The following is a 13,387-nucleotide window of genomic DNA, read 5'->3' as shown; positions in this document are numbered from 1 at the left end:
ACCCGCAGAATCGAGGGCCTCCGTTGAGCCACCGGCCCGCCCTACGGGCCCGCCGCGCCTCCGCCAGCCCGCTCTTCACTCCTCACGGCGCCGACCGTGCCAGCCGCAAGGCCGCGCGTCGTCAGCTCGCCGAGGCCACCGCCAAAGCCCGCGCCGAAGCCACCGCCCACCAGAGCGGCAGCACACCCGCCGAGCATCAGATGCCCACCGCGCTCCACCCGCCAAGCGGGCGCCCCGGGCCCGCCTCCGCCCGCGGGAAGCGGCTGAAACTTCCCGCCCACCGCATGACCACCGCCATCGCGGCCGGCGCCTATCCGTTCCTCGCTGAGGGCGGACTCGGCGCCGAGGGCATCTACATCGGCCGCGACGTCCACGCCGAAGCCAGTTTCGTCTTCGACCCGTTCGCGCTGTACGGCTGCGTCGAGGGATTCACCAACCCCAACCTGCTGCTCGCGGGCGTGATCGGCCAGGGCAAAAGCGCCTTGGCCAAGTCCTTCGCGCTGCGCTCGGTCGCCTTCGGATACCGCGTCTACGTACCGTGCGACCCGAAGGGGGAGTGGACGCCGGTCGCGCAGGCCCTCGGCGGCCGGTCCGTCGCCCTCGGTCCCGGACTGCCCGGACGCCTGAACCCCCTGGACGCGGCGCCACGCCCGGCGAGCGTGGCCGAGGCCGACTGGGTCGGCGAGATCCGCAAACGACGCCTGCTCCTGCTCGGCTCCCTGGCCCGCACCGTCCTGGGCCGGGACCTGATGCCCATGGAGCACACTGCCCTGGACGTCGCCCTCGACGCCGTCGTCACCCACGCCATGGCCCATGGCCGCACCCCGCTCCTCGGCGACGTCGCCGCCACCCTCAACAACCCACTGACGCTCGACGAGGCCGCCGGGATGATGTCGGGCCAACTCGGCGACGCCGCCCGCGACCTGGCCCACGCGATGCGGCGCCTCGTCCACGGCGACCTGGCCGGCATGTTCGACGCCCCCTCCACCGTCGCCTTCGACCCGACCGCGCCGATGCTCACCATCGACCTGTCCCGCCTCGGCGGCAGCGGGGACGACACCGCCCTCGTCCTCGCGATGACCTGCGCGAGCGCCTGGATGGAATCCGCCCTCTCCGACCCGTCCGGCGGCCGGCGCTGGATCGTGTACGACGAGGCATGGCGCCTGATGCGGCACGTCGGCCTGCTCCAACGGATGCAGGCCCAGTGGAAACTCAGCCGCGGCCTCGGCATCGCCAACCTCATGGTCATCCACCGGCTGTCCGACCTGCTCACCGCCGGCGACGCCGGATCACAGGGCCGGGCCCTGGCCGAAGGACTCCTCGCCGACTGCAGCACCCGCATCATCTACCGCCAGGAGACCGACCAACTCCACGCCGCGGCCTCCCTGCTCGGCCTGACCTCCGTCGAAATGGACGCCATCGCCCACCTCAACCGAGGGCGCGGCCTATGGAAAGTCGCCGGACGATCTTTCATCGTGCAGCACCTCCTCCACACGTACGAGCTGGCACTCTTCGACACCGACGCCCGAATGCATATAAAGAATGCAAAAGACTCATGACACCTGATATCCAGCGTGAACTGATCCCGCGCGCCACCACCCTCCACCTCATCGACGCGCTCAACGCCGTCAGGGGCAAACTCTCCGGCGGGTCCGAGCAGTGGGAGTTGCTGGACGACACCGGTCATGTCCCGGCCTCGCCGTCCTTCACCGCGCTACTCCGGCACGTCACCGACGCACAGGCGCTCGCCCGTGATGTCGTCCAGCTGACTGCAGACTTCGCCCGGACCACCTCCAGTACGAACCGTGCCGGCAGCGCCGTCCTCGCCCATCTGGCGTCGGCGGTCACCCTGTCGAGCCAGGCCGTACCGCACTTCGCCGAGACCGCGCAGACCGCGCTCTCACTGCCCCGGTCGCACAGCGAGAACGACAGATACTCCCGGGACAACCGCATGGTCATCGAACACGCGACGGCGCGTTCCTATCTGCGGCGCGCCTCGGAGTCGCTCGGTGACGCAGTACAGGAACTCACCGACCACCTCGACTTCCACCGCTTCCTCCTCACGCCCTCCCACCGCCAGAGCCCGGTACCGCCGCCCAAACCGGACGGTCGCCACCGCTGACCCGAGCCGACCCCCACCCCTTCAAGGAGTCCTCTGAACCGCCCCGCCCACTTCAGCGACGCCGACTGGGCCGACTACCAGCAGTGCCAAGCCGAGCACGACGACCTCATGGCACAGAGCGGCCAACGCGAAGCCCAGATGGAGCACGGCCTCATCGCCGTCTGCGACGAGTACGAACTCGATTTCAGTCCGGTGCCGAAGCCGCAAGCCGACCCCGCTCGCCGGATACCTCCGCCCCACCGCCCGCCGGCCTCCCGCAAGAGGAACCGTGGCCGCTGACCAGCAGAGCACTCCAGACTCCCGCCGCGCGGCTCCGCTCGCGCCGCTTCCCGACCACCGCGACGTGAACACGCCGTGGTGGCAGGAGTTGTGGCGTCGCCACGCGCACATCACCACGCCGTTGCGAGAGCGCGGGCTGGAGTGCGACATCGAGTTCGGCCTCAGCGCCTACATCGTGCGCGTGGCCCTTCCCGACGACAGCTACCTGATCATCAGCCCGCCGCAGGAGCCGCCCTCCGAGCGCCCGCCCGGAGACCCCGAGGGCTGGATCGTGACCCGCGAGCACCCCGACGACAAGAGCCTCTTCGAGGTCCTCTACGACTCGGCTCCCTCCGACGACCCCGGTGCCTCGCAGCAGCCCGAGGCCCGCCACGGCGGGAGGGCCCAGCCTTTGGTCGAGGCTATCGACCATCGCCTCGGCCGGCTCGGGCTGCTGCCCCATCCGGCCTCGCCCACGGCCGTCGGACTCGGCCTGCAGCACCTGCCCGGCATGCCGCCCGCGCTGGAGTCGGGAATCAGCGCTCCAGCGCATTCGACGCCCCGCCCTCCTCGGCGCTGACCCTCCACGCCGATAACGGGCAGCAAACCCCCAGCTACTCCGGAGTCTCCCCTGCAGCATCCCGATTTCGAGCTGTACGACAACGTCGGCCGCACCGTGGAGCAGATCCGTGCCCACCAGACCGGCTCGGCCACCACAGACGACCTGCGCCGGTGGGCCCGGCGCGATGCGGAAGCCTTCCGCTCGCAAAGTCCGCTGCCGGCCGCGACCTTCCCCACGCCGGACCTGAGCCCGTACCGCCAGGCATTGGACACCGCCGACTCGCCGGCGGAGTTCAGCACCGTCCTCAACGCACTGCTGGACGCGGTCGAGCCGTTCCTCGCAGAGGTCATCGACCACCTGGCCCTCAGCGCCCGCTGGAAGAACCAGAACCGCGGCGCGGAGACCGGGTCACCGCCGAAGCTGCTCCGCGACGCGGCCAGCCGCATCGCCTCCGCACTCGCCATGGCCGCCGAAGCCGACCTGAAGATCCTCCGGGCGCACTACGACCCGCCACCGGATCCCGACCCGCTCACGCAACGCGCCCGCACAGCCCGCGGAACACTGCCGCCCCCGCCCCCGGCTGCGCCGGGCGGCCCCAGCCGATGACCTTCACGAAGCCCGCGCCGGAGACCGCTGAGACCCTCACCCTGATCTTGTACTCCTTCGGGATCGTGGGCGCCCCGTACGCGTCGGTGCCCGCATGGTGCTGTACGGCTGCCGGTTCCAGTACCGCCCGCACGAAGCCGCGTTCGTCCTGCCCGACTCCTGCAGCACGAGCGACCACGCCCTGCTGATCGAGACCGCCGTCCGGCAGCTGACCACTCAGGGCATCGGCGTCAACTTCCGCCACGCCACCCCCACCAACCGACGCCCGGCATGCCGCGCCCCCGCGCCGGCCCTCGGCTCCGGGCCGACAGCGGGCACACCGTCCGCGGCCCGGCGGTAGACCTCTGTTGCCTGCTGAAGCTGCCAGCGACCTCGACGAGCGGATGCTGCTGCACGACGTGGCCGACCGGCTCAACTCCATCGCCGACCAACTCCCGCTGCCCGACCAGATCCGCGCAGACCCGGTACTCAGTGACCTCCTGGACGACGAAGTCCGCCACCTGGCCCGTCTGCTGGGCTACCTGGCCGGCCAGCACGCCGTGCGCCACCGGGCTGCCGCCCGCTACCCCTACCAGGTCACGGCCGCCCAGCGCCGCCTCGCCGGCGGCCTCGCCCGCGCCGCCGAGCCCACCGGCGCCGCGCTCGCCTCGCTCGGCGCCGCCGTCCACGTGCTCGGCAGTCTCGCCGACCTCAGCCACCAAGCACCGAGCCCCGGCCAAGCCCGTGCGATGAGTGCCGGCCACCAGCGTCTCACCGTCTGCATCGCGGAGACCCGTACGCATCTCGCCGAGGCCGCGAAACACCTGCGGACCGCCGCCGACACCCGGCCCTCACCCTCTGCCGCACCACCCGTACCTGCGGTATCGGCGGCCCCCACCCGAACCCACTGACCGTACGCACCCGGAGCACCACATCCCCCAGCACACCCTCGCCCGCCGCACCGTCGCCCTGCTCGCTGCCGCCATGGCGGCAGCTCTCACCGCCACCGCCTGCACGACCAAAAACGACGCCAGCACCACGGTCAAGACCGCCCCCAGCGCTTCGCCCTCACCGACTGCCCTGCCGGCGCTGACGAAGAAGGAAGCCCTGGCCCAGATTGCCCACTACTCGAAGATCAACAACGAGGCGAACAAGCACCGCAATCGGGCACTCCTGGACACTGTCGAGGACGGACCGCTGTACGCAATGTCGGTGGCCGACTACAAGGAAACCGAGGGCCTGCCCCAGGCCGAACGCGAGCCGTACAAGCCGTGGTCCTACGACCTCGCCGCAACCGACGTCTACGTCCCCCGCTTCCGCTCCGGCCAGCAGCGGTGGTTCGCCGCCGTCGCCCGCAGCGGCAAGAAGAAACAGTACGTCCGGGTGATGGTCCTCGCCCAGCATGCGAGGACGAAGCGGTGGGAGATGGTCGCCGCGGTCGACCTCGACGACCCGAGGAAGTTCCCGAAGATCTCCCTCGACGCCGACGGCTACGCCACCGCCCTGGACGCCAACGCCAGCAAGAACGTTGCAGCGCCGGTCACCACCCTGCGCACGGCCGTCGGCGACAACTTCGCCACGGGCGGCGACCTGAGCGGAAGGAAGGTCTTCACCTCGTCGAAGGCGTCCGCCCGGCAGATCAAGGCGCACGACAAGACGGTGCACAAGTTCGGCAGCCACGGCATCACCGCGTTCTCGGCCGCCGTCCCCGAGTTCACCGGCAGCTACGCGTTGAAGGCCGCCGACGGCCAGGCCCTCGTCGTGTTCGCCCATACCCACACGCAGCGCGACACCGTCTTCTCCGCCTTCGAGATCACCCCGGAGAAGAACGACCGCGCCTGGCTCGGCACCACCAACAGCCCCTACTTCAGCTACGAGTTCACCTGCTCCGACGTCGCCGCCGTCCCCGACACGCCGGGCAAGTCGACGCTGCTCGGCTACACCTGCCGCCGCACCGACGCCCACGGCATGACCGCCTCCTCGTGACAAGCAGCACCGACGACCACTCCCACGAGGAACCTCCCGTGCATCTCACCGAGTTCGCCCACGCTCTCGCCGAACGGCTGCCGGGCTGGCAGCCCTCCCCCCACACGGTGCTCGTCGCCGACGACCCGGCGGGCGCACGGATGTGGGACAGCGGCCCCATGCCGTACACGGCCTACGAAGCCGACGCCCGGCGCACCGTACTCACCCACCACTGGGGCCTCCAGCTCTACATCCTGCCCCGCCCCCACCGCCTCAGGCAGTACCTGGTGCTGCCGATGCTGCCCGCGAACACCAGCTACTGGCATGTCCGCGGCATCCGGGCCCCGCGCGGCATCGCCGTTCCCGACGACCCGATCCGGGCCGCATCCGCCCTGCACCGCCGACTGCTGCTCGCCTACCGGCTCGCCGCCCCCACCGCGATCCGGCGCAGCAGCCCCGGCCACATGCAGGTCCACGTCGCCTTCGACCACCAACAGCGCCCCCGGATCCGCTCCGGCTACCTCGGTGCCAACGCCGAACTCCTCGCGCACGGCGGGTTCCTCCTCGACCCCGCGACCGGCGAGTGCCACCTTCCAGACGCCCTCAGCCCCCAAGAAGTACGGCGCCACCTGATCACCGGCCTGCAGCGCCTGCGGCACCAGAGCTTCCACATCACCCAGCACACCAACGACGGACCACGCACGCACCCGCCCCTGCCAGGAGCAGCCGCTTACAGAGGAAAGCGCCGATGAGCCTGAGCAACGACGCCTTCGTTCACGCCCGCCTGACCACCTGGCAGCGGCGCATCACCGAGACCGCCGCCGCCCTCGTGCCTCCCGAGGCCGACAACGCGCGGGCCGCCATCACCCCCACCACCGACGAACTGGTCGCCGTGCACAACCTCGCGACCGGTCTCCTCGCGGATCTTCGCCAATCCGCCGACAGCCCGCTCGCCGCCACGACCGTGGGACGCGAGTACCTGGCGCAGTTGGCGACCGCACTCGTGCACACCAACCGGGCCGCCACCCATCTGAGCACGGCACTCACCGGACTCGCCGACACCCACCGCCTCGCCTACCGGCATGCCCCCGCCGCCATGGCCGAAAACCAACTGGCCCTGACACTCGGGCACGCGGCGGCACTGCGCAGTCTGAAACGGGCGCTGCAATCCGTCACCGGTCCCCTGCCCAGGCCCGCCCCGACGCCGGGCGTCGCCGAGCAACACCAGCGGGCCACCGATGCCTCAGGCCACCAGTCTCCACGCCGCCGGCCCTAGACCTGTGCCGCCAAGTCCTTCGCGTCCTGACAGTTTTGGAGTACCTCTGTCCACCCGCTGTTTCATCGCCCGGCCCACCGAATCCGGTTACGGCGGCATCTATGTCCACCTCGACGGTGATCCGAGCCAGAAGCTCCCCCTCCTGCTCGCCGCCTACCGATACCGGTTCGGTCACGACGTCGAGGCCATGACCCGGCACCTCATCGACGACGTGGCCGTCGGCTGGGACGAACTCGGCACCGACCTCCTCGACGACGCTCCGCCCGCACTCCTGAACGCGCTGACCGGCGGCGAGCACTGGCCCAGCCGAAGCCTCGACCACCTGGTCACCCCGGACGGCTCCCCGCCGGTCCGCATGTCGGTCACCGACACGACCGCCGACGAGCAGGACATGCAGTGGGGGTACGTCCTGCACAAGGAGGGTGTCGAGGTGATCAGCCTCCTGCACGAGGACATCGGCCTGATCGTGAGCTGGTCCATAGACCCGCGCACCGCCTTCAACGACCACCCGGCCGCCTGGTCTTCCCTCGACGCCCCGCCCTCCCTCCGGACACCGCGCGGCAATCAGCCCCACAGCGCTCCGGCCACAGCGCCGGCGAAGGCCGGTACCCCGCGTACCGCCGCCCGTCGCTAGGTACCCCTTGTCTTCCGGGAGCCTCTTCTGGCCCCACACCACGACCCTCATCACGGTCGTCATCGCCAGCCGCCTTCGCGAAGACCGGCTGGACTGCCTGAGCGCCATGCGCGACAGCCTCACCCGGCAGTCCGTGCCGTGGGAGGCAGTGATCGCGCTCGACGGAGCATCGCCCGACCGCCTGCTGGCCCCGCTCGCACGGGCCCCCGCGTGCGCACGCTAACGCTGCCCCGTCCGGCCAGCGCCGCCTGGCCGAGTCACGGCCAAGAGCGCCACTCCCTGCTGCGGGACGGCCCTGTTGTCCGCCCGATGTCCCCCTGTTCTCCCCGGAAACTCTCCTGTCGACCAGTTCCTTCATCGCCCGCCGCAGCACCGACGGATACAGCGGCATCGTCGTCCACTACATCGGCCAGCCGAGTCACAAGGTGCCCCTGCTCCTCGCCACGTTCCAGTACCGGTTCAACGGTGATGTGGACGCCATGGCGCGGCACCTCATCGACAACGTCACCCTGGGCTGGGACACCCTGGGTACCGATCTCCTCGACGGTGCACCGCCCTCGCTGGTCACCGAGCTGACCGGTGGTATGCAGTCTCCCAGCAGGGCCCTCGACAACTTCCTGATCACCCCGAACGGCTCCCCGCCCACCCGTAACACCATCACCCCGCAATCAGCCGCTGAGCAGGACTTCGAGTGGGGCTACGTCCTGCGACCGAGGGGGCATCGAAGTCATCAGCGTGCGGATCCAGGCCGAGTGGGGGCCGCTCGTCCCCTGGGGCACCGACCCCCGCACTCGCTTCAGCGATCACCCTGCCCACTGGACCTTCGAAAAGCCGCCTCCGGTGATTGCACGCGCCGGTGCTGTACGGCCCGCGAAACCCGTCTCCGGGACCGTGTCTCGGCGCAACACCACGCGCCGTTGAACCGCCCCGCACCGCCACCATCTCAGCGGTGCACCGCTGAGCGTCACCCGAAGGACTCGCTTCTGCCTCACCACTTCCACTTCGGCTCCGTACCGCCGGCCACCTCCCCGTCGTCGGCCCGGCCATTTCCGCCGATGCCGACATACGCTCCGACCGTCTACCTGACGGCCATGACCGGCAGACGGTCCCAGTGACACCCGCGAACGGTTCGACCCGCGAAAGCACCTCGCCGGCAGCTGTCGAACTGGGCAGCGCAGCAGGCGACTTCCGATTACGGATGGCGGTCATCGACTGTGAGACCGAGGCGGCGCTTGCTATGACACGCGACCGCTACGGCCGTACCGTCCACGCCGGTGCCGCGGCAGCAGCACGAGCCCGCCGCGACGAGTCAGCGGTCAAGGCGTACGCCACCCACCTCGCCCCGCACGCCGACACTCTCCTCGATGCCGCCCGCCGTGCGCTCAACGGGCTGCCGCCCGCCCGGCACCTGGCCGGGTGGCGGGCCGTCCTGGACTGCCTGGCTGGTTCGGCCACCGTGATCCGCCAGGCTCTCGACCACCCGGCCGACCCCGGCTCCTCGGCAGAACGTACTCAACACGGGTTGCTGTGGCCGCACCTCACCGCCTGGGCGGACCACGGCTCGATCGCCAGCGACCTCGCCGACCAGCGCGACAGCCGGCACCCCACGGATCCGCTGGCCGGCGAGAACCAGCAGAGGTGGACCGAGAGGGCCCAGGCCGCGCAGCGGCGCGGCGAGCTGGATCTGATCGAGTCGTGGTACGCCGCCGACGGGCAACCGATCACCCTGGCCTACCTGGTGGAGGACGACGACTCGACGGTCATCGCACTGCGCGGCGATCCGGGTGTACCGGGCTGGCAGGTGATCGGGCACTTCCCTAACGAGTACGAGGCGGGCAAGGCTCTGCCCGCGCCGGTCCCGCCCGGCGTGCTGCGCCCGGACGTCTCCCGGTTCAACCGCCCGCCGTCAGCCCCGGAACTGTCCCTGCAGGACCTCATCCGAGACGTCGTCGAAGGCCACACCGCGGGTGACGCCTCCAACGCCCTCCTCGGTGCCGTCCAGCGTGGCTACACCGCCGGCCCGATGGTACGGCTGCAGGAACTCCTGGAGACGAGCGCCCAGTTCGCCGGCGCGCTGGAGAACGCGCAGGGCCGTCAGATCGGAGCCCGCCTCTCTGCGCTGGGCCGGCAGATCGAGTTCCTCACCCGCGAGGTCGAAGCGGCGGCCGAGGACCTGGGCGCGACCGTCGCCGTCCTGCCCCCGCACCGCACCCCCGTGCTGCAAGCCCGTCCTCGCCCGGCCGTGGACACCACACCGCCCACGCCACCACCCCGCGCCGGCACGGCCGCCCGCCACCGCTGAACACCGGCAGCACAGCCGACGCAAGAGGCCCGGATCAGGGCGCAACACACCTACTTTCCAACCTTTTTGAGAAGATCGAATCATGGCCGTGTTGGTACACCCGGCTATCGGAACGTGCGGAAAGGCGAGTCAGGTAGCTGCGGGGCGGTGAGGGCCGCCCTGGAGCATGTCGGCAGTCATTGCCCATCGTTCGTGGTCCAGCCACGCACCGTTGATGTGCTGGAAGCTCCGGGCCCGCCTCGCCTTCGCCCAACACCCCACCGCTTTCACGCCACCACCGATTGGAGACCCGCCTTGCCCGACGCACCAGCAGAGCCGTTCATGACGATCCGGCACACCATCACCGGCGAGATCACCACCACCGGCTACAACGCCGCCGCCCGGCGGATCCTGCTCCAGGCCGGCTTCGAAGAGACGCCAGGCTGCACCTGCCGGGCGACAGAACCCGGTACGGAGCGGACGCACGGGCCTGCTCGACACCCAGCGAGCTGCTCGTCGCCGGCCACCCCCTGCACCTGGACCGAGCCCTCGGCCGGCCGGTGAGCGCCGACGGTACGACCCGGTTGGCCCGGTCGCCGACGTCGGCACAGTCCGTGATCCCTCCGAGAGCGGCCAGCCCTTCCCGCGCATCGCCAACCCCGCCCGCACCCGCACCTGTTGAAGGATCCTCGTTTTGACCACACCCGGAACGCCTACCAGTCCAGCGCGCACCAAGGGCGGCGAACTACGGGCCAAGGTGGCCCGACTGCTGGCCGACCGGCCGTCGGACACGCTCACCATCGGGGACATGGCCAGGCATCTGGGCCACTCCCACGGCGCCGTCCGCAACGCCGCCCTCACCCTGGTGCGACGCGGCGAGGCCGACCAAGACGGAACCGGACAACCGGAGTTCCGGGCGAACGCGAAAACCGCCGCAGCCGCGCAGACCGCTGTGATCAGCCCACCGGGCACCCACGCTCCCCGCGCCCAGGCGGCCACGGCCCCCACGACCATTCCCGCAGCAGCCACGCCCAGGCAGACCGGCCCGATCCGCCGCGCGGGGGGCCAGCTCTACCACCCCCGGGAGCTGGCCGATCTGCCCGACGTCGAGGCGTTGAATCGCCTGCGCGACGCCGACGTGCCGGTGCTGCTCTACGGCCCTCCGGGCACCGGCAAGACGAGTCTGGTCGAGGCGGCGTTCCCGGACCTGCTCACCGTCGCCGGTGACGGCGACACCACGGTCGGCGACTTGGTCGGCGAGTACACACAGGACGACGCGGGAGCCTACGTCTTCCAGTACGGTCCGCTGGTCACCGCGATGACCGAGGGCCGCGCCCTGCTGATCGACGATGCCACCTTGATCTCACCGAAGGTCCTGGCGGCGCTGTATCCCGCGATGGACGGGCGCAGGCAGATCCAGGTCAAGGCCCACAAGGGCGAGACCATCAAGGCCGAGCCGGGCTTCTACGTGGTGGCGGGCCACAATCCCGGCGTCCACGGGGCGGTGTTGACGGAGGCGCTCGCGAGCCGGTTCAGCGTGCAGATCCAGATCGGCACGGACTATGACCTCGCCCTGGCCTTGAGGATCGATGCCCGGGTGGTCCGGGTCGCCCGACACCTCGCCCGCCAAGTCGAACTCGGCGAGCTGGGCTGGGCCCCCCAACTGCGGGAACTGCTCAGCTACCAGAAGACCGAGGCCGTCCTCGGCACCAAAGCCGCGCTCGCGAACCTGGTCGGCATCGCTCCTGTGGAGGATCGCGACGCCGTCGCCGCTGCCGTCATCAAGGCTGCCGGCGTCAAAGAGGTCGCGCCCCTCACCCTCGGCAAGCAGCTCCCGGCCTCGGCCGTCCGGCAGCCCCCGGGCAGCACCGGCTCCGCGCACCGGGGCCGCTCGCGATGAGCGCCCACCACCACGTCCAGTCCCCCGCCACCACGCCGGACGACGACGCCGACCTCGCGCGATGGGACGACGACGGCGCCCCGCCCGCGCAACCCCGTTCCTCCCCGCACTTGTGGCTGCGCGTGGGAGCCGAACTCGGCGATCGGCTGGTCGCCCTCTCCGGCCGCCAGGACCTCCTCGTCACCTGCCGCCCCGGCACGCGCAGCGGCGCACCGGCCGCGTTCTTCCCCGCTCTGGGCGAGGTCGAGTTCGACGCCGGCCTGTTCGCCCCGCTGAAGCCCCACGAGATCCATCCGCGGATCGTGGGCGACGAGGAGCGGTATCCCGCCGCCTGGGGAGTGTTCGTCCACGAGGCCGCGCACGCGGCCCACTCCGACTGGACGGCCCCAGCCGGAGCGAACCCCCGTGTCGTCGAGGCCGCGCTCCTGCTGGAGGAGAGCCGTGTCGAAGGCGCACACCTGATCACGCGGCCCACAGACCGCACGTACCTGCGCACCAGTGCCCGAACCCTGGTCATGCCCGACATCGCCCACCCCACCCTCCAGGGCATCGAGCACGCCGCCGCCGTGGCGGCCCTGGTCCTCGGCCGCCGTGACGTCGGCATCCTGGACGCCGGCGAGACCCGGGCCGTCGCCGATCTGTGCGAAAAGGTGCTGGGCGCAAACCTGCTGGCCACACTCACCCGCATCTGGACCGCAGCCCACCAGTGCGCCGACCACGACGCCACGACCATGCTCGCGCACGCTCAAAAATGGTGCGACGCTCTGGACACCGCAGCCCCCGCCCTGCCCGTGCCGAAGAACCTCACCGATCTACTGTCCGGCGCCGTGGGCATCGTCATGGACAGCACGGCAGCCACCGACGCCGCCGACCTCGCGGCACAGGCCGCAGCGGCCAACGCCATGGCCGCCCAGTCCAAGGCACAGGCTCAGGACCGCGCCCAGCGGGCCGACCAGCGACGCAAAGCCGCCGCCACCGCCAAGTCGGTCTTCAACGCCCGTGGCACCACCGTCACCCCCGACGGCACACCGGCGCCCTACGGCAACCCGGTCACCGGCACCCGCAGGCCCACCGCCGCCGAGCAGAGCGCCGCCGCGCGCCTGAGCCGCGCCCTGCGTGCCGCCGCCTACCGCGAGCGGACCGAAGAGCGGACCACCAGCCCCACCCCGCCCGGCCGCCTCAACATGCGCGCGGCCCTCGCCCGCGACGCCCAGCGCGCGGCCGGGTCGGCCCCCACCGCGGAACCGTTCACCCACACCCGCCGCCACAACTCCCCCACCCCACCGCTGCGTGTGGGTATCGCCGTCGACGTCTCCGGCTCCATGCGTGCCGCCTGCGCATCCGTCGCGTCCGCTGCCTGGATCGTGGCACGCGCAGCAGCCCTGACCGACCCCGACTCCCTTACCGCCACCATCGCCTATGACCAGCACCTGACCGCATTGACCCGACCCACCCACCGAGCACCAGAGCGCGTGACGACGTTCAATGCCAACGGCGGCCACCACAACCTCGGCGACGCCATCGACGCACTCGACCACGGCCTCGAACTCAGCCGCCCCGGCGCCGGCCGCCTCCTCGTGATCGTCACCGACGCCCGGTACAGCAACGACGAAACCGCTCAAGCCGTCACCCGCGTCAAGCAGCTCACGACCGCCGGCTGCGCCGTACTCCAGCTCACCCTCACCGCGAAGTCCCACCACTTGCCGGGGACCACCTTGCTGCACCTGCCCCAGCCCTCCAGCGCTCCCGTCGCCATCGCCGCGGCGGCCACAGACGCCATCCGCAGAACACGCTGAGACGACAC

At 71.0% G+C, this 13,387-nt stretch carries 14 protein-coding genes and 1 pseudogene; all 15 read left to right on the top strand.

Annotated elements, in window-relative coordinates:
- Positions 1-23: 23 nt before the first annotated feature.
- A complete protein-coding gene (locus ACFZB3_RS48445; RefSeq protein ID WP_391389983.1) occupies positions 24-1,559 on the top strand; it encodes a VirB4 family type IV secretion system protein in 1,536 nt (511 codons plus the stop codon).
- A complete protein-coding gene (locus ACFZB3_RS48440; RefSeq protein ID WP_391389981.1) occupies positions 1,556-2,122 on the top strand; it encodes a hypothetical protein in 567 nt (188 codons plus the stop codon). Before ACFZB3_RS48445 ends, ACFZB3_RS48440 begins: the two co-directional genes overlap by 4 nt.
- A 268-nt stretch (positions 2,123-2,390) precedes the next feature.
- On the top strand, positions 2,391-2,960 hold the full coding sequence (locus ACFZB3_RS48435) for a hypothetical protein (RefSeq protein ID WP_391389979.1): 570 nt from the start codon (positions 2,391-2,393) through the stop codon (positions 2,958-2,960).
- 96 nt (positions 2,961-3,056) lie between these two features.
- Positions 3,057-3,548 (top strand): hypothetical protein, encoded by a 492-nt coding sequence (locus ACFZB3_RS48430; RefSeq protein WP_391389977.1) that lies wholly within the window; start codon positions 3,057-3,059, stop codon positions 3,546-3,548.
- Positions 3,549-3,642: 94 nt separating this feature from the next.
- Positions 3,643-3,888: a hypothetical protein gene (locus ACFZB3_RS48425; protein WP_391389975.1), complete on the top strand. Its 246-nt coding sequence runs from the start codon at positions 3,643-3,645 to the stop codon at positions 3,886-3,888.
- A gap of 7 nt (positions 3,889-3,895) precedes the next feature.
- Positions 3,896-4,438, top strand: a complete 543-nt coding sequence (locus ACFZB3_RS48420; protein WP_391389973.1) for a hypothetical protein — start codon at positions 3,896-3,898, stop codon at positions 4,436-4,438.
- Between the two features lie 73 nt (positions 4,439-4,511).
- Positions 4,512-5,513: a hypothetical protein gene (locus tag ACFZB3_RS48415; RefSeq protein WP_391389971.1), complete on the top strand. Its 1,002-nt coding sequence runs from the start codon at positions 4,512-4,514 to the stop codon at positions 5,511-5,513.
- Positions 5,510-6,244, top strand: a complete 735-nt coding sequence (locus ACFZB3_RS48410; protein WP_391389969.1) for a hypothetical protein — start codon at positions 5,510-5,512, stop codon at positions 6,242-6,244. The genes ACFZB3_RS48415 and ACFZB3_RS48410 overlap by 4 nt, the downstream gene beginning before the upstream one ends.
- The gene (locus ACFZB3_RS48405) at positions 6,241-6,768 is read left to right on the top strand and encodes a hypothetical protein (protein ID WP_391389967.1); all 528 of its coding nucleotides are present in this window, start codon (positions 6,241-6,243) and stop codon (positions 6,766-6,768) included. The genes ACFZB3_RS48410 and ACFZB3_RS48405 overlap by 4 nt, the downstream gene beginning before the upstream one ends.
- 187 nt (positions 6,769-6,955) lie before the next feature.
- Entirely contained in the window at positions 6,956-7,402 is a 447-nt protein-coding gene (locus tag ACFZB3_RS48400) for a hypothetical protein (RefSeq protein WP_391389965.1), read from the top strand.
- Between the two features lie 106 nt (positions 7,403-7,508).
- A pseudogene (locus tag ACFZB3_RS48395) lies at positions 7,509-7,651 on the top strand (glycosyltransferase); the annotation flags it as partial.
- 949 nt (positions 7,652-8,600) lie between these two features.
- Entirely contained in the window at positions 8,601-9,704 is a 1,104-nt protein-coding gene (locus ACFZB3_RS48390; RefSeq protein WP_391389963.1) for a hypothetical protein, read from the top strand.
- A gap of 321 nt (positions 9,705-10,025) precedes the next feature.
- Positions 10,026-10,247 (top strand): hypothetical protein, encoded by a 222-nt coding sequence (locus tag ACFZB3_RS48385; RefSeq protein ID WP_391390041.1) that lies wholly within the window; start codon positions 10,026-10,028, stop codon positions 10,245-10,247.
- Between the two features lie 193 nt (positions 10,248-10,440).
- Entirely contained in the window at positions 10,441-11,583 is a 1,143-nt protein-coding gene (locus ACFZB3_RS48380) for an AAA family ATPase (RefSeq protein ID WP_391390039.1), read from the top strand.
- Complete coding sequence (locus tag ACFZB3_RS48375) at positions 11,580-13,379, top strand: hypothetical protein (protein WP_391389961.1); 1,800 nt, start codon at positions 11,580-11,582, stop codon at positions 13,377-13,379. Before ACFZB3_RS48380 ends, ACFZB3_RS48375 begins: the two co-directional genes overlap by 4 nt.
- The last annotated feature ends 8 nt before the right edge of the window (positions 13,380-13,387 follow it).

The sequence above is a fragment of the Streptomyces sp. NPDC008092 genome, assembly GCF_042957285.1.
Taxonomy (GTDB): Bacteria; Actinomycetota; Actinomycetes; order Streptomycetales; family Streptomycetaceae; genus Streptomyces.
Note: the sequence above shows the minus strand (reverse complement) of the source record. Positions and strands in the feature narration are given on the sequence as shown.